Origin of the sequence: Enterobacter sp. 200527-13, from assembly GCF_027924865.1 — a bacterium.
In the GTDB taxonomy this organism is placed as follows: Bacteria; Pseudomonadota; Gammaproteobacteria; order Enterobacterales; family Enterobacteriaceae; genus Enterobacter; species Enterobacter ludwigii.
The window spans coordinates 12,153-26,319 of the sequence record NZ_BSCM01000017.1; the positions used below are offsets into that span (position 1 = coordinate 12,153).

At 50.0% G+C, this 14,167-nt stretch carries 29 protein-coding genes and 1 pseudogene; 1 reads left to right on the plus strand and 29 read right to left on the minus strand.

What is annotated here, in order from left to right; all coding sequences use genetic code 11:
• Positions 1 to 17: 17 nt before the first annotated feature.
• The 26 genes from rpsD to rpsJ form a co-directional block, all read right to left on the minus strand.
• The gene (gene rpsD / locus QMG44_RS23895) at positions 18 to 638 is read right to left on the minus strand and encodes a 30S ribosomal protein S4 (RefSeq protein WP_004868345.1); all 621 of its coding nucleotides are present in this window, start codon (positions 636 to 638) and stop codon (positions 18 to 20) included.
• Between the two features lie 32 nt (positions 639 to 670).
• Complete coding sequence (gene rpsK, locus QMG44_RS23900; protein WP_003863312.1) at positions 671 to 1,060, minus strand: 30S ribosomal protein S11; 390 nt, start codon at positions 1,058 to 1,060, stop codon at positions 671 to 673.
• Between the two features lie 16 nt (positions 1,061 to 1,076).
• On the minus strand, positions 1,077 to 1,433 hold the full coding sequence (gene rpsM / locus QMG44_RS23905) for a 30S ribosomal protein S13 (RefSeq protein ID WP_003863308.1): 357 nt from the start codon (positions 1,431 to 1,433) through the stop codon (positions 1,077 to 1,079).
• A 146-nt stretch (positions 1,434 to 1,579) separates the two neighbouring features.
• Complete coding sequence (gene rpmJ, locus QMG44_RS23910; protein WP_000868187.1) at positions 1,580 to 1,696, minus strand: 50S ribosomal protein L36; 117 nt, start codon at positions 1,694 to 1,696, stop codon at positions 1,580 to 1,582.
• 31 nt (positions 1,697 to 1,727) lie between these two features.
• Positions 1,728 to 3,059, minus strand: a complete 1,332-nt coding sequence (secY, locus tag QMG44_RS23915; protein WP_014171896.1) for a preprotein translocase subunit SecY — start codon at positions 3,057 to 3,059, stop codon at positions 1,728 to 1,730.
• Between the two features lie 7 nt (positions 3,060 to 3,066).
• The gene (rplO, locus tag QMG44_RS23920; protein WP_003863304.1) at positions 3,067 to 3,501 is read right to left on the minus strand and encodes a 50S ribosomal protein L15; all 435 of its coding nucleotides are present in this window, start codon (positions 3,499 to 3,501) and stop codon (positions 3,067 to 3,069) included.
• Between the two features lie 3 nt (positions 3,502 to 3,504).
• Positions 3,505 to 3,684, minus strand: a complete 180-nt coding sequence (gene rpmD, locus QMG44_RS23925; RefSeq protein ID WP_003863301.1) for a 50S ribosomal protein L30 — start codon at positions 3,682 to 3,684, stop codon at positions 3,505 to 3,507.
• A gap of 6 nt (positions 3,685 to 3,690) precedes the next feature.
• Complete coding sequence (gene rpsE, locus QMG44_RS23930; protein ID WP_003863299.1) at positions 3,691 to 4,191, minus strand: 30S ribosomal protein S5; 501 nt, start codon at positions 4,189 to 4,191, stop codon at positions 3,691 to 3,693.
• A gap of 14 nt (positions 4,192 to 4,205) precedes the next feature.
• Positions 4,206 to 4,559: a 50S ribosomal protein L18 gene (gene rplR / locus QMG44_RS23935; RefSeq protein WP_013099023.1), complete on the minus strand. Its 354-nt coding sequence runs from the start codon at positions 4,557 to 4,559 to the stop codon at positions 4,206 to 4,208.
• 9 nt (positions 4,560 to 4,568) lie between these two features.
• Positions 4,569 to 5,102 (minus strand): 50S ribosomal protein L6, encoded by a 534-nt coding sequence (gene rplF / locus QMG44_RS23940; protein ID WP_003863296.1) that lies wholly within the window; start codon positions 5,100 to 5,102, stop codon positions 4,569 to 4,571.
• A 12-nt stretch (positions 5,103 to 5,114) separates the two neighbouring features.
• Positions 5,115 to 5,507, minus strand: coding sequence for a 30S ribosomal protein S8 (rpsH, locus tag QMG44_RS23945; RefSeq protein ID WP_006178918.1), 393 nt, complete (start codon positions 5,505 to 5,507; stop codon positions 5,115 to 5,117).
• A 30-nt stretch (positions 5,508 to 5,537) separates the two neighbouring features.
• Positions 5,538 to 5,843, minus strand: a complete 306-nt coding sequence (gene rpsN / locus QMG44_RS23950; protein ID WP_003863291.1) for a 30S ribosomal protein S14 — start codon at positions 5,841 to 5,843, stop codon at positions 5,538 to 5,540.
• A 14-nt stretch (positions 5,844 to 5,857) separates the two neighbouring features.
• Entirely contained in the window at positions 5,858 to 6,397 is a 540-nt protein-coding gene (gene rplE, locus QMG44_RS23955) for a 50S ribosomal protein L5 (protein WP_001096206.1), read from the minus strand.
• A 14-nt stretch (positions 6,398 to 6,411) separates the two neighbouring features.
• The gene (gene rplX, locus QMG44_RS23960; RefSeq protein WP_000729185.1) at positions 6,412 to 6,726 is read right to left on the minus strand and encodes a 50S ribosomal protein L24; all 315 of its coding nucleotides are present in this window, start codon (positions 6,724 to 6,726) and stop codon (positions 6,412 to 6,414) included.
• Between the two features lie 10 nt (positions 6,727 to 6,736).
• Positions 6,737 to 7,108, minus strand: coding sequence for a 50S ribosomal protein L14 (rplN, locus tag QMG44_RS23965; RefSeq protein ID WP_002919748.1), 372 nt, complete (start codon positions 7,106 to 7,108; stop codon positions 6,737 to 6,739).
• A 166-nt stretch (positions 7,109 to 7,274) separates the two neighbouring features.
• Positions 7,275 to 7,529: a 30S ribosomal protein S17 gene (gene rpsQ, locus QMG44_RS23970; RefSeq protein ID WP_008503489.1), complete on the minus strand. Its 255-nt coding sequence runs from the start codon at positions 7,527 to 7,529 to the stop codon at positions 7,275 to 7,277.
• Positions 7,529 to 7,720 carry a 50S ribosomal protein L29 gene (gene rpmC / locus QMG44_RS23975; RefSeq protein WP_003863282.1) on the minus strand — a complete coding sequence of 64 codons (192 nt, stop codon included), beginning with the start codon at positions 7,718 to 7,720 and terminating at the stop codon, positions 7,529 to 7,531. Before rpmC ends, rpsQ begins: the two co-directional genes overlap by 1 nt.
• Positions 7,720 to 8,130 (minus strand): 50S ribosomal protein L16, encoded by a 411-nt coding sequence (rplP, locus tag QMG44_RS23980; RefSeq protein ID WP_002919759.1) that lies wholly within the window; start codon positions 8,128 to 8,130, stop codon positions 7,720 to 7,722. The genes rpmC and rplP overlap by 1 nt, the downstream gene beginning before the upstream one ends.
• A 12-nt stretch (positions 8,131 to 8,142) precedes the next feature.
• The gene (gene rpsC / locus QMG44_RS23985; protein ID WP_000529945.1) at positions 8,143 to 8,844 is read right to left on the minus strand and encodes a 30S ribosomal protein S3; all 702 of its coding nucleotides are present in this window, start codon (positions 8,842 to 8,844) and stop codon (positions 8,143 to 8,145) included.
• A gap of 17 nt (positions 8,845 to 8,861) precedes the next feature.
• On the minus strand, positions 8,862 to 9,194 hold the full coding sequence (gene rplV, locus QMG44_RS23990; protein WP_002919773.1) for a 50S ribosomal protein L22: 333 nt from the start codon (positions 9,192 to 9,194) through the stop codon (positions 8,862 to 8,864).
• A gap of 14 nt (positions 9,195 to 9,208) precedes the next feature.
• On the minus strand, positions 9,209 to 9,487 hold the full coding sequence (gene rpsS / locus QMG44_RS23995; RefSeq protein WP_001138117.1) for a 30S ribosomal protein S19: 279 nt from the start codon (positions 9,485 to 9,487) through the stop codon (positions 9,209 to 9,211).
• A gap of 16 nt (positions 9,488 to 9,503) precedes the next feature.
• Complete coding sequence (rplB, locus tag QMG44_RS24000) at positions 9,504 to 10,325, minus strand: 50S ribosomal protein L2 (RefSeq protein WP_000301859.1); 822 nt, start codon at positions 10,323 to 10,325, stop codon at positions 9,504 to 9,506.
• A gap of 17 nt (positions 10,326 to 10,342) precedes the next feature.
• A complete protein-coding gene (gene rplW, locus QMG44_RS24005) occupies positions 10,343 to 10,645 on the minus strand; it encodes a 50S ribosomal protein L23 (protein WP_000617546.1) in 303 nt (100 codons plus the stop codon).
• On the minus strand, positions 10,642 to 11,247 hold the full coding sequence (gene rplD / locus QMG44_RS24010; RefSeq protein WP_000424395.1) for a 50S ribosomal protein L4: 606 nt from the start codon (positions 11,245 to 11,247) through the stop codon (positions 10,642 to 10,644). Before rplD ends, rplW begins: the two co-directional genes overlap by 4 nt.
• 10 nt (positions 11,248 to 11,257) lie before the next feature.
• Positions 11,258 to 11,887 carry a 50S ribosomal protein L3 gene (gene rplC, locus QMG44_RS24015; protein ID WP_006178923.1) on the minus strand — a complete coding sequence of 210 codons (630 nt, stop codon included), beginning with the start codon at positions 11,885 to 11,887 and terminating at the stop codon, positions 11,258 to 11,260.
• Between the two features lie 32 nt (positions 11,888 to 11,919).
• Complete coding sequence (rpsJ, locus tag QMG44_RS24020) at positions 11,920 to 12,231, minus strand: 30S ribosomal protein S10 (protein ID WP_001181005.1); 312 nt, start codon at positions 12,229 to 12,231, stop codon at positions 11,920 to 11,922.
• Between the two features lie 379 nt (positions 12,232 to 12,610).
• Between rpsJ and QMG44_RS24025 the strand changes: the two genes are divergently transcribed.
• On the plus strand, positions 12,611 to 13,084 hold the full coding sequence (locus QMG44_RS24025; protein ID WP_086532955.1) for an A24 family peptidase: 474 nt from the start codon (positions 12,611 to 12,613) through the stop codon (positions 13,082 to 13,084).
• Here the strand turns inward: QMG44_RS24025 and bfr are convergent.
• The 3 genes and pseudogenes from bfr to tuf form a co-directional block, all read right to left on the minus strand.
• Positions 13,068 to 13,544, minus strand: coding sequence for a bacterioferritin (gene bfr / locus QMG44_RS24030; protein WP_014171902.1), 477 nt, complete (start codon positions 13,542 to 13,544; stop codon positions 13,068 to 13,070). The two genes, QMG44_RS24025 and bfr, sit on opposite strands and share 17 nt — an antisense overlap.
• Positions 13,545 to 13,616: 72 nt before the next feature.
• Positions 13,617 to 13,811 carry a bacterioferritin-associated ferredoxin gene (gene bfd, locus QMG44_RS24035; protein WP_008503493.1) on the minus strand — a complete coding sequence of 65 codons (195 nt, stop codon included), beginning with the start codon at positions 13,809 to 13,811 and terminating at the stop codon, positions 13,617 to 13,619.
• Positions 13,812 to 13,990: 179 nt separating this feature from the next.
• A pseudogene (gene tuf, locus QMG44_RS24040) lies at positions 13,991 to 14,167 on the minus strand (elongation factor Tu); the annotation flags it as partial.

Below are 14,167 nucleotides of genomic sequence, written 5' to 3' on the forward strand. Positions count from 1 at the left end.
CTCTTTGGTACTAAGCTTTACTTGGAGTAAAGCTCGACGATCAGGTGTTCGTTAATGTCCGCAGACAGATCAGAACGTTCTGGCTGACGCTTGAACGTACCTTCCATCTTGCCAGCATCAACTTCCAGCCAGGTTGGCTTTTCACGCTGCTCAGCCAGCTCCAGAGCGGCTTTCACGCGAGATTGCTTTTTCGCTTTCTCACGAATGCTAACAACGTCATTCGCTTTAACCTGATAAGAAGCGATGTTAACAACACGACCGTTTACCATGATTGCTTTATGGCTAACCAACTGGCGTGATTCAGCACGAGTCGCGCCGAAGCCCATACGGTAAACAACGTTGTCCAGACGACCTTCCAGCAGAGCCAGCAGGTTTTCACCTGTGTTGCCTTTCAGACGTGCTGCTTCTTTATAGTAGTTACGGAACTGACGCTCCAGCACACCGTACATACGGCGAACTTTTTGCTTTTCACGCAACTGCACACCATAGTCAGACAGACGCGGTTTACGCGCACCGTGCTGGCCAGGAGCTTGTTCAATTTTACACTTGGTATCGATCGCGCGAACGCCAGACTTAAGGAATAAGTCGGTGCCCTCACGACGGCTCAGCTTGAGCTTAGGACCCAAATATCTTGCCATTTTCTATCTCCAACTAACCTAAAAAACGAGCGTTATACGCGACGTTTTTTCGGCGGACGACAACCGTTATGAGGGATCGGAGTCACATCAGTAATATTCGTGATGCGGAAACCAGCGGCGTTCAGAGCGCGAACAGTAGATTCACGACCCGGACCCGGACCTTTAACCATAACTTCCAGATTCTTGATGCCGTATTCTTTTACGGCTTCTGCGCAACGCTCTGCTGCAACCTGAGCTGCAAACGGAGTGGATTTGCGAGAACCACGGAAACCGGAACCACCGGCTGTTGCCCAACCCAAAGCGTTACCCTGACGATCAGTAATAGTAACGATGGTGTTGTTGAAAGAAGCATGGATATGAGCCACGCCGTCAGAGACTTGTTTTCTTACACGTTTACGTGCACGAACTGGTGCCTTTGCCATTATTCAATCACCCCGATTATTTCTTGATCGGTTTGCGCGGACCCTTACGGGTACGTGCGTTGGTCTTAGTACGCTGACCGCGCACTGGCAGACCACGACGATGACGCAAACCGCGATAGCAACCAAGATCCATCAGGCGCTTGATGCTCATGCTTATTTCACGGCGCAGATCACCTTCAACGACAAATTTGGCAACTTCGTCACGCAGCGTGTCGATTTGTTCTTCAGACAGCTCACTGATCTTAACATCTTCAGCGATACCCGCTGCAGCCAGAATGGCTTTGGAACGGGTCTTGCCGACGCCATAGATCGAAGTTAATGCGATCACAGCATGTTTCTGATCAGGAATGTTAATGCCTGCTATACGGGCCACTATGCACTCCTACTATTTAATATGTACGCACCATGCTGAAAAGCCCGTTTTCAGGATACTCAAATGGAAACGTACAGACATACAAAAGATTGGCTGGCTAATCTAGCCAGCTCAACCCAACTTTGCAAGAAAAATATGCGAAATAATCAGCCTTGGCGCTGTTTATGCTTCGGCTCGGCACTGCAAATCACACGGATGACACCATCACGCTTAACGATTTTGCAGTTACGGCATAATTTCTTGACGGAAGCACGAACTTTCATTTTTACTCTCCGTAACTTCTCAGGCGACCATTTAGCGGCCGTAGCCTTTCAGGTTCGCCTTCTTCAATGCAGACTCATACTGACTGGACATCATCAGAGTTTGCACTTGAGCCATAAAGTCCATAATCACGACAACAACGATAAGCAGTGAGGTCCCACCGAAGTAGAACGGTACCTTCATTGCATCACGCATGAACTCCGGGATCAGGCAGATAAAAGTAATATAAAGCGCACCAACCAAAGTCAGGCGAGTCATTACTTTATCGATATACTTCGCCGTTTGCTCTCCCGGACGAATTCCTGGTACAAATGCACCGGACTTCTTCAGGTTATCTGCTGTTTCACGCGGGTTGAAAACCAACGCCGTGTAGAAGAAACAGAAGAAGATGATCGCAGACGCATAGAGTAACACATAAAGTGGTTGCCCAGGCTGCAAATACAGCGAAATTGTTGTCAGCCAGTTCCAACCAGTACCGCCCCCGAACCATGACGCGATGGTTGCCGGGAACAGAATAATACTGGAAGCGAAGATAGCCGGGATAACCCCCGCCATGTTCACTTTCAGCGGTAAATGTGTGCTCTGTGCAGCATAGACACGACGACCTTGTTGACGCTTAGCGTAGTTCACCACAATGCGGCGTTGACCACGTTCGACGAAGACAACAAAGAACGTCACTGCAAATACTAATACTGCAACCAACAGCAACAGGAGGAAGTGCAGGTCGCCTTGACGCGCTTGCTCGATAGTGTGGGCAATGGCTGGCGGGAGACCCGCAACGATACCAGCGAAGATAATGATTGAGATACCGTTACCGATACCACGCTCAGTAATCTGTTCGCCGAGCCACATCAGGAACATTGTTCCTGTGACCAGACTTACAACAGCGGTGAAATAGAATGCAAAGCCTGGGTTTAATACCAGGCCCTGCATACCAGGCATATTCGGCAGACCGGTAGCAATACCGATCGACTGGAATATTGCCAGCACCAGAGTGCCGTAACGGGTGTACTGGCTTATCTTACGACGTCCAGACTCCCCTTCTTTCTTCAGTTCTGCCAGGGCCGGATGAACGACCGTCAGCAGCTGGATAATAATCGATGCCGAAATATACGGCATGATACCCAGAGCGAAGATAGAAGCACGGCTGAGAGCACCACCAGAGAACATGTTAAACATTTCAATGATGGTGCCTCGCTGTTGCTCAAGCAGTTTGGCAAGTACAGCGGCATCGATACCAGGGATCGGAATAAAAGAGCCAACACGGAACACAATCAGCGCGCCGATAACAAACAGCAGTCTGCGTTTCAGCTCGCCAAATCCACCTTTGGCACTTTGAAAATCTAATCCCGGTTGCTTAGCCATCTGCTACTTATTCCTCAATTTTACCGCCAGCGGCTTCGATAGCAGCACGAGCACCTTTAGTAACACGCAGGCCACGAACAGTTACCGGAGTAGAAACTTCACCAGCCAGGATCACTTTCGCGAACTCGATCTGGATACCGATAATGTTTGCCGCTTTCAGCGTGTTCAGGTCTACAACGCCGCCTTCAACTTTCGCCAGGTCAGACAGACGGATTTCCGCTGTAATCGCTGCTTTGCGAGAAGTGAAGCCGAACTTCGGCAGACGACGGTACAGTGGCATCTGGCCACCCTCGAAACCGCGACGTACGCCACCGCCAGAACGAGAGTTCTGACCTTTGTGACCACGACCACCGGTTTTGCCGAGGCCAGAACCGATACCACGACCCAGGCGTTTACCCGCCTTTTTAGAGCCTTCGGCCGGAGACAGAGTATTTAAACGCATCTCTTACTCCTCAACTTTAACCATGAAGTAAACCGCGTTGACCATACCACGAACAGCGGGAGTATCCTCGCGCTCAACGGTATGACCAATACGACGCAGACCCAGGCCAAGCAGCGTTGCCTTGTGTTTCGGCAGACGACCGATTGCACTGCGGGTTTGAGTGATTTTAATAGTCTTTGCCATGGTCAATTACCCCAGAATTTCTTCAACGGATTTACCACGCTTGGCAGCGACCATTTCTGGAGAATTCATATTTTCCAGGCCATCAATAGTTGCACGAACCACGTTAATCGGGTTGGTGGAACCGTATGCTTTAGCCAGAACGTTATGAACCCCAGCAACTTCCAGAACGGCGCGCATTGCACCACCGGCGATGATACCGGTACCTTCTGAAGCTGGCTGCATGAATACACGAGAACCCGTGTGAACACCTTTAACTGGGTGCTGCAGGGTACCGTTGTTCAGCGCGACGTTAATCATATTGCGACGGGCTTTTTCCATCGCTTTCTGGATCGCTGCTGGAACTTCACGCGCTTTACCGTAACCAAAACCAACGCGACCGTTACCATCGCCAACTACAGTCAGAGCTGTGAAGGAGAAAATACGACCACCTTTAACGGTTTTAGATACGCGGTTAACCGCGATCAGCTTTTCCTGCAGTTCGCCAGCCTGTTTTTCGATGTGAGCCATCTTACACCTCTACCTTAGAACTGAAGGCCAGCTTCACGGGCAGCATCTGCCAGTGCCTGGACACGACCATGATATTGGAACCCGGAACGGTCAAAGGAAACATTGCTGATGCCTTTTTCCAGAGCGCGTTCTGCAACAGCTTTACCTACAGCTGCAGCGGCGTCTTTGTTACCGGTGTACTTCAATTGCTCTGCAATAGCTTTTTCTACAGTAGAAGCAGCTACCAGAACTTCAGAACCGTTTGGTGCAATGACCTGTGCGTAAATATGACGCGGGGTACGATGTACCACCAGGCGAGTTGCACCCAGCTCTTTGAGCTTGCGGCGTGCGCGGGTCGCACGACGGATACGAGCAGATTTCTTATCCATAGTGTTACCTTACTTCTTCTTAGCCTCTTTGGTACGCACGACTTCGTCGGCGTAACGAACACCCTTGCCTTTATAAGGCTCAGGACGACGGTAGGCGCGCAGATCTGCTGCAACCTGACCGATCAGCTGTTTATCAGCGCCTTTCAGCACGATTTCAGTCTGGGTCGGACATTCTGCAGTGATGCCGGCCGGCAGCGGATGCTCAACAGGGTGTGAGAAGCCCAGAGACAGGCCTACTGCATTCCCTTTGATAGCTGCACGATAACCTACACCAACCAGTTGAAGCTTTTTAGTGAAGCCTTCGGTAACACCAACAACCATTGAGTTCAGCAGGGCACGCGCGGTACCAGCCTGAGCCCATCCATCCACGAAACCATCACGTGGACCGAAGGTCAGAGCGTTATCTGCATGTTTAACTTCAACAGCTTTGTTGAGGGTACGAGTCAGCTCGCCGTTTTTACCTTTGATCGTAATAACCTGACCGTCGATTTTTACATCAACGCCGGCAGGAATAACGACCGGTGCTTTAGCAACACGAGACATTCTTTCCTCCGATTAGGCTACGTAGCAGATAATTTCGCCACCAAGACCAGCCTGGCGCGCTGCACGATCAGTCATAACACCTTTAGAGGTAGAAACAACTGCGATACCAAGACCAGCCATAACTTTAGGCAGCTCATCTTTTTTCTTATAGATGCGCAGACCTGGGCGGCTGACACGCTGAATGCTTTCTACAACAGCTTTACCCTGGAAATACTTGAGAGTAAGTTCCAGTTCCGGCTTGGTGTCGCCTTCAACTTTAAAATCTTCGATAAAACCTTCTTCCTTCAGCACGTTGGCAATTGCCACTTTCAGCTTGGCGGAAGGCATGGTGACCGCAACTTTGTTCGCGGCCTGACCGTTACGGATACGGGTCAGCATATCCGCGATCGGATCTTGCATGCTCATCTGTCTTTACTCCCGTGATTCAATTGGTAATTACCAGCTAGCCTTTTTCAAGCCTGGTACTTCACCGCGCATGGCGGCTTCACGCAGTTTGATACGGCTCAACCCAAACTTGCCCACATAACCATGTGGACGACCTGTTTGACGACAGCGGTTACGCTGACGAGACGGGCTGGAATCACGCGGCAGAGACTGCAGCTTGAGAACCGCATTCCAACGATCTTCGTCGGAAGCGTTCACATCAGAAATGATCGCTTTCAGTTCAGCGCGTTTAGCGAAGAATTTATCAGCTAAAGCTACGCGTTTTACTTCGCGTGCTTTCATTGATTGCTTAGCCATTCAGTAACCCTACCTTACTTGCGGAACGGGAAGTCAAAGGCAGCCAGCAGAGCACGGCCTTCTTCATCAGATTTCGCAGTAGTGGTAATGGTAATATCCAAACCACGCACGCGGTCGACTTTATCGTAGTCGATCTCTGGGAAGATGATCTGCTCACGGACACCCATGCTGTAGTTACCACGACCGTCGAAAGACTTAGCGGACAAGCCACGGAAGTCACGGATACGTGGTACAGCAATAGTGATCAGGCGCTCAAAGAACTCCCACATGCGTTCGCCACGCAGAGTTACTTTACAGCCGATCGGATAGCCCTGACGGATTTTGAAGCCTGCAACAGATTTGCGTGCTTTGGTGATCAGCGGTTTTTGACCGGAGATTGCTGTCAGGTCAGCTGCTGCGTTATCCAGCAGTTTCTTGTCAGCGATCGCTTCACCAACACCCATGTTCAGGGTGATCTTCTCGACCCGAGGGACTTGCATGACAGAATTGTAGTTAAACTCAGTCATGAGTTTGTTAACTACTTCGTCTTTGTAGTAATCATGCAGTTTCGCCATCGTACTACTCCAAATTACTTGATAGTTTCGCTGTTAGACTTGAAGAAACGGACTTTTTTCCCGTCTTCGAATCTAAAGCCTACACGGTCAGCCTTGCCGGTTGCCGCATTGAAGATTGCAACGTTAGAAACCTGAATAGCAGCTTCTTTTTCAACGATGCCGCCTGGTTGGTTCAGGGCCGGAACCGGCTTCTGATGTTTCTTAACCAGGTTGATACCTTCAACAATGACCTTGCCGGAAGACAGGACATTTTTTACTTTACCGCGTTTACCTTTATCTTTACCGGTTAACACGATAACTTCGTCATCACGACGGATTTTCGCTGCCATGATTCGCTCCTTAGAGTACTTCTGGTGCCAGAGAGATAATTTTCATGAACTTTTCAGTACGAAGTTCACGAGTTACCGGCCCAAAGATACGCGTGCCGATTGGCTGCTCACTGTTATTGTTCAAAATAACGCATGCATTACCATCGAAGCGAATGACAGAACCGTCAGGGCGACGAACACCCTTCTTGGTGCGCACCACTACCGCTTTCAGCACATCACCTTTTTTGACCTTACCACGTGGAATTGCTTCTTTGATGGTGATCTTGATGATGTCGCCTACGCCTGCGTAGCGACGGTGCGAGCCACCCAGAACCTTGATACACATTACGCGACGTGCACCGGAGTTGTCGGCGACGTTCAGCATAGTCTGTTCTTGGATCATTTTAGTGCTCCGCTAATGTCAACTACTACCTGAGACTCTAAAATCAGAGCCGTTAAAAAGCCCCATATCGAGGGCGCGGCATTATAACACCGCTTCTACAATATGGGTAGAAAAAATAAACGGCTCATCGCTGAGCCGTTTATTCGTATTGAGAATGCGTACTCTATTACAGAACCGCTTTCTCTACAACGCGAACCAGCGTCCAGGACTTAGTCTTGGACAGTGGACGGCATTCACGGATTTCAACCTTGTCGCCGATACCACATTCGTTGTTCTCGTCATGTACGTGCAGTTTGGTCGTACGTTTGATGAATTTACCGTAGATCGGGTGTTTCACAATACGTTCGATAGCTACAACGATGGATTTCTCCATTTTGTCGCTAACAACACGACCTTGCAGAGTACGGATTTTATCGGTCATTACGCACCCGCCTTCTGAGTCAGTAAAGTCTTAACGCGCGCAACATTGCGACGCACTTGCTTCAGCAGGTGAGTCTGTTGCAGCTGGCCACTTGCAGCCTGCATACGCAGGTTGAACTGCTCACGCAGCAGGTTCAGCAGCTCAGCGTTCAGCTCTTCAACGCTTTTTTCACGCAGCTCTTTTGCTTTCATTACATCACCGTCTTAGTTACAAAGGTGGTTTTGATAGGCAGTTTCGCTGCTGCCAGGCCGAAGGCTTCACGGGCCAGCTCTTCCGGAACGCCGTCCATTTCATAAAGGACTTTGCCCGGTTGGATCAAGGCAACCCAGTACTCCACGTTACCTTTACCTTTACCCATACGAACTTCCAGCGGCTTCTCGGTGATCGGTTTGTCCGGGAATACACGGATCCAGATCTTACCTTGACGCTTAACTGCACGGGTCATTGCACGACGTGCTGCTTCGATCTGACGTGCAGTCAGACGACCACGGCCAACAGCTTTCAGACCGAAAGTGCCGAAGCTAACATCCGTACCCTGCGCCAGACCACGGTTGCGGCCTTTGTGCACTTTACGGAATTTTGTACGCTTTGGTTGTAACATCAGCGACGCTCCTTATTTACGGCCTTTACGCTGCTGCTTTTTAGGTTGAGCAGCCGGTTTTTCCGGTTGTTCAACAGCAGCCATACCACCCAGGATCTCACCTTTGAAGATCCATACCTTAACGCCGATTACACCGTAAGTGGTGTGCGCTTCAGAGGTGTTGTAGTCGATGTCAGCACGCAGAGTGTGCAGCGGTACGCGACCTTCGCGGTACCATTCGGTACGTGCGATTTCCGCGCCGCCCAGACGGCCGCTAACTTCAACTTTGATACCCTTAGCGCCCAGACGCATTGCGTTCTGTACAGCACGCTTCATAGCACGACGGAACATAACACGACGTTCCAGCTGTGAAGTGATGCTATCAGCAACCAATTTAGCGTCCAGTTCAGGCTTACGAACTTCAGCGATATTGATCTGTGCAGGAACGCCAGCGATATCCGCTACGACCTTGCGCAGTTTTTCTACGTCTTCGCCTTTCTTACCGATAACGATGCCAGGACGAGCAGTGTGAATGGTTACACGAATGCTCTTAGCTGGACGCTCGATAACGATACGAGATACAGACGCTTTAGCCAGTTCCTTAGTCAGGTACTGACGTACTTTAAAATCGCTGTCCAGGTTGTCAGCGAATTCTTTGGTGTTCGCAAACCAGGTAGAGTTCCATGGTTTTACAATACCCAGGCGAATACCATTAGGATGTACTTTCTGACCCATTGCTAGTCTCCAGAGTCTCAGCGATCGGACACAACCACAGTAATGTGGCTGGTGCGCTTCAGGATGCGATCTGCACGACCTTTCGCACGCGGCATAATGCGCTTCATGCTTGGGCCTTCATCTACGAAAATTTTCGCGACTTTCAGATCGTCGATGTCAGCGCCATCGTTGTGTTCAGCGTTAGCAATGGCAGATTCCAGTACTTTCTTGACCAATACCGCAGCTTTCTTGTTGGTATAGGTCAGGATGTCCAGGGCCTGCGACACTTTCTTACCGCGAATCAGGTCAGCAACAAGGCGAACCTTCTGAGCAGAAGAACGAGCATGGCGATGTTGAGCTAAAGTTTCCATCTCTTCCTCCTACCTTATTTCTTCTTCGCTTTTTTATCAGCAGCGTGGCCGCGATAAGTACGAGTCGGTGCGAATTCACCCAGTTTGTGACCAACCATTTCGTCGGTAACAAAGACTGGAACGTGCTGACGACCATTATGGACAGCGATGGTCAAACCGATCATGTTAGGAAAGATCGTTGAACGACGGGACCAAGTGCGCAGGGGCTTCTTGTCTCCGCTTTCCACCGCTTTCTCTACCTTCTTCAGCAAGTGCAGGTCAATAAAAGGACCTTTCTTGAGAGAACGTGGCATGGCTTATCCTCTAAAATTATTTGCTACGGCGACGTACGATAAATTTATCAGTACGCTTGTTGCTGCGGGTCTTCTTACCTTTGGTCTGAACGCCCCACGGAGTTACCGGGTGCTTACCAAAGTTACGACCTTCACCACCACCATGTGGGTGGTCTACTGGGTTCATCGCAGTACCGCGAACGGTAGGACGAACACCACGCCAGCGTGCAGCACCAGCTTTACCCAGAACGCGCAGCATATGCTCAGCATTGCCAACTTCGCCCAGAGTAGCGCGGCAATCTGCTTCGACTTTACGCATTTCACCAGAACGCAGACGCAGGGTGACATAAGCACCGTCACGAGCAACGATCTGAACGTAAGTACCCGCGGAACGCGCCAGCTGACCGCCTTTACCTGGTTTCATTTCTACGTTATGAACGGTAGAACCAACCGGGATATTGCGCATCGGCAGGGTGTTGCCTGCTTTGATTGCAGCATCAACGCCAGACTGAATCTGGTCGCCAGCTTTCAGGCCTTTAGGGGCCAGGATGTAACGGCGTTCACCGTCTTTGTACAGAACCAGCGCGATGTTCGCGGAACGGTTCGGATCGTACTCAAGACGTTCAACAACTGCTGGGATACCGTCTTTGTTGCGTTTGAAGTCAACAATACGATAAGCCTGCTTGTGGCCACCACCGATGTGACGAGTGGTGATACGGCCATTGTTGTTACGACCACCGGATTTGCTGTTTTTTTCCAGCAACGGAGCAAAAGGTTTGCCCTTGTGCAGCTCAGGGTTAACCACTTTAACTACGTGGCGACGACCCGGAGATGTCGGTTTACATTTAACAACTGCCATTGTATTACTCCTCCGACTTACTCAGCGCCGCCAACGAAGTCCAGGTTCTGGCCTTCTTTAAGGGTGACGTAAGCTTTTTTCCAGTCGCTACGACGACCGATACGCTGTCCGTGACGTTTAACTTTCCCTTTAACAACCAGGGTGTTAACGACTTCGACTTCGACTTCAAACAGTTTCTGCACAGCAGCTTTGATCTCTGCTTTGGTCGCGTCTTTAGCAACTTTGAGAACGATGGTGTTTGTTTTTTCCATCGCAGTAGACGCTTTTTCAGAAACGTGCGGTGCGCGAAGCACCTTCAGCAGACGTTCTTCACGAATCATGCCAGCATCTCCTCAACTTGCTTAACAGCATCAGCAGTCATTACGACTTTGTCGAAGGCGATCAGGCTAACCGGGTCGATACCAGTCGCATCGCGTACGTCAACCTTGTGCAGGTTACGTGCGGCCAGGAACAGGTTCTCGTCCAGCTCACCGGTGATGATCAGCACATCTTCCAGAGCCATGTCTTTCAGTTTCTGTGCCAGCAGCTTAGTTTTAGGCGCTTCTACAGAGAACTTCTCGACAACGATCAGACGATCCTGACGTACCAGTTCGGACAGAATGCTTTTCAGCGCGCCGCGGTACATCTTTTTGTTAACTTTTTGACTGTGGTCCTGTGGACGCGCAGCGAAGGTCACGCCACCTGAACGCCAGATCGGGCTCTTGATAGAACCTGAACGCGCACGGCCGGTACCTTTCTGGCGCCATGGCTTTTTGCCAGAACCAGTTACTTCAGCACGAGTCTTCTGAGCACGAGTACCCTGACGAGCACCAGCTGCATAAGCAACAACAACCTGGTGAACCAGCGCTTCGTTGAAATCACGACCGAAGGTAGTTTCGGAAACAGTCAGCGCGCTCTGCGCGTCTTTCAATACTAATTCCATTGCTATCCCCTTACGCCTTCACAGCTGGTTTAACGATCAGGTCGCTACCGGTAGCACCCGGAACAGCACCCTTAACCAGCAGCAGGTTGCGCTCAGCGTCAACACGTACTACGTCCAGGCTCTGAACGGTTACACGTTCGTTACCCAGCTGACCTGCCATTTTCTTGCCTTTGAACACTTTGCCCGGAGTCTGGTTCTGACCGATAGAACCCGGAACGCGGTGAGACAAGGAGTTACCGTGAGTAGCGTCCTGGGTACGGAAGTTCCAGCGCTTAACGGTACCAGCAAAACCTTTACCTTTAGAGGTACCGGTTACGTCAACTTTTTTAACGTCAGCAAACAGCTCAACGCTAATGTCTTGACCTACGGTGAACTCTTCGCCTTCAGCAAGACGGAATTCCCACAGACCACGGCCAGCTTCAACGCCAGCTTTAGCGAAGTGACCCGCTTCTGGTTTGGTTACACGGTTAGCTTTTTTAGCACCGGTGGTAACCTGAACAGCGCGGTAGCCATCGTTAGCCAGATCTTTAACCTGAGTAACGCGGTTTGCTTCAACTTCGATTACGGTTACTGGGATAGAAACGCCATCTTCAGTGAAGATGCGGGTCATTCCCACTTTTTTACCGACTAAACCAATCATTGTTTCAACCTCTCAATCGCTCGATGACCTGATTAACCCAGGCTGATCTGCACGTCTACACCGGCAGCCAGATCCAGACGCATCAGAGCATCAACGGTTTTCTCAGTTGGCTCAACGATGTCAACCAGACGCTTGTGAGTGCGGATTTCGTACTGATCACGCGCATCTTTGTTAACGTGCGGAGAGATCAGAACGGTAAAGCGCTCTTTGCGGGTCGGCAGCGGGATCGGACCACGGACTTGCGCACCAGTGCGCTTAGCAGTCTCGACGATTTCCGCGGTTGATTGATCGATCAGACGATGATCAAACGCTTTAAGGCGGATACGGATTCTTTGGTTCTGCATGAGACCAGAGCTCCAATTATTTTATAAACGAAAATGATTACTCCTCAAACCCATTACGATTGATGGGAGAGTGTAACCGTTCTTACGTAGCTCCCCGATTGGGAGCATTGTTGAGTAACAAAATTAGCTACTCCGGTTCAGATTGAACCCGCCGTCAACTACGACAAGCCCGCGCATTATACGTAAATCTGAGCAAGACGCAAGTGCCGTTTAGAAATTAAGCGCCAAAGACATGCGATGCGTAGGGCATTCCATTATTTGCAGCAACCTGTCTGCTTTCATCTCTTCTTATGAACCCCTCACGCAATTCCTGTGTACGGACGTTGCTGGCCTTGCATCATGAGAAGAGTATGCACCAAACATCTTTGAGGCTTTGCGTATGCTGACTCCCCTCCCCTTTCTGCTCGTTTACTTCGCACTCTCCGGTTTACTGGTACGTGAAGATATTCGTGCCGGCCTTCTCCCGGATAAATACCTCTGTCCCCTCTTATGGACCGGCCTGCTCTTCCAGCGTTGCCTTCATCCTGACTTTCTTTCGAACGCAGTGACTGGCGCGATGGCAGGGTATGTGAGCTTTGCGATTATCTACTGGGGCTACCGGCTTCTGACTGGACGTGAAGGGATGGGCTATGGCGATGTGAAATATCTTTCGGCACTGGGGGCGTGGCACGGTTGGCACATATTGCCCGCACTGGTGTTAACCGCCGCATTGGTGGCGCTTCTTTACCAGCTCATTCTCGCTTTACCGGCTCCTGATAAACAGGCATTAAAAAACCCACTGCCTTTTGGGCCATTTCTGGCGGCAGCGGGTTTAAGTGTTGGCTGGCAGACGCTGTTTAGTCAGCCACTTTAATCTGGGATTGAAGATAATTCTGCAGACCAATTTTACTGATGAGATCCAGCTCAGTTTCAAGCCAGTCGATATGCCCTTCTTCATCGGCCAGAATCTGGATCATCATATCGCGGCTGACGTAGTCATGAACACTGTCCGCATAGGCAATGGCTTCGCGGAGATCTTTTGCGCCTTCAAGCTCGAGCCTGAGGTCGGACCGAAGCATCTCTTCAACATCTTCACCGATGCCGAGTTTGCCGAGATCCTGCAGGTTAGGAATGCCTTCAAGGAATAAAATACGCTCGATGTATTTATCGGCATGTTTCATCTCATCGATGGATTCGTGATATTCAACATCGTTGAGGCGCATCAGGCCCCAGTTTTTGAACATTCTCGCATGGAGAAAATACTGATTGATCGCGACAAGCTCATTTCCCAATAATTTATTGAGATAACTTATGATTTTAACATCACCTTTCATTATATAGTCCCTCCGCTTCCACTCATTGAAGCGTAGATCGGGCTACAGGGATGTCAAAAAAAAGATGGGCGCTTACGCAATCTCTTTGTATTCCGGGATCTGCATCAATTCGTCCTGCATGATCTCACGTGCAGCACGTACACATTTACCGCATTGATTTCCCACTGGAACAAATTTGCGAAGCTGCTGGAAGGACTGTGGCTGAAACTGGCGAACGGCCTGACGTATTTTTTTGTCACTTACACCATTACATAAACAAACGTACATAAAGACTCCCGTTCAAAATATGCGCAAAGTGTAAGTGAGAATGGTTATGATTACAATAGCACAAACACCCGTATACGGGGCGGGAGAGGACGAAAAATGCGAAAATTTGTGACAGACACACAACGGCAGAAAACAAAAAAGGACGCCGAAGCGTCCTTTTTTAATTCAGGGATAAGTAATTAGCCCAGAACTTTAGCAACAACGCCCGCGCCAACGGTACGGCCGCCTTCACGGATTGCGAAACGCAGACCGTCGTCCATCGCGATTGGGTGGATCAGAGTCACAACCATCTTGATGTTGTCGCCTGGCATTACCATCTCAACGCCTTCTGGCAGTTCGATGGTACCGGTCACGTC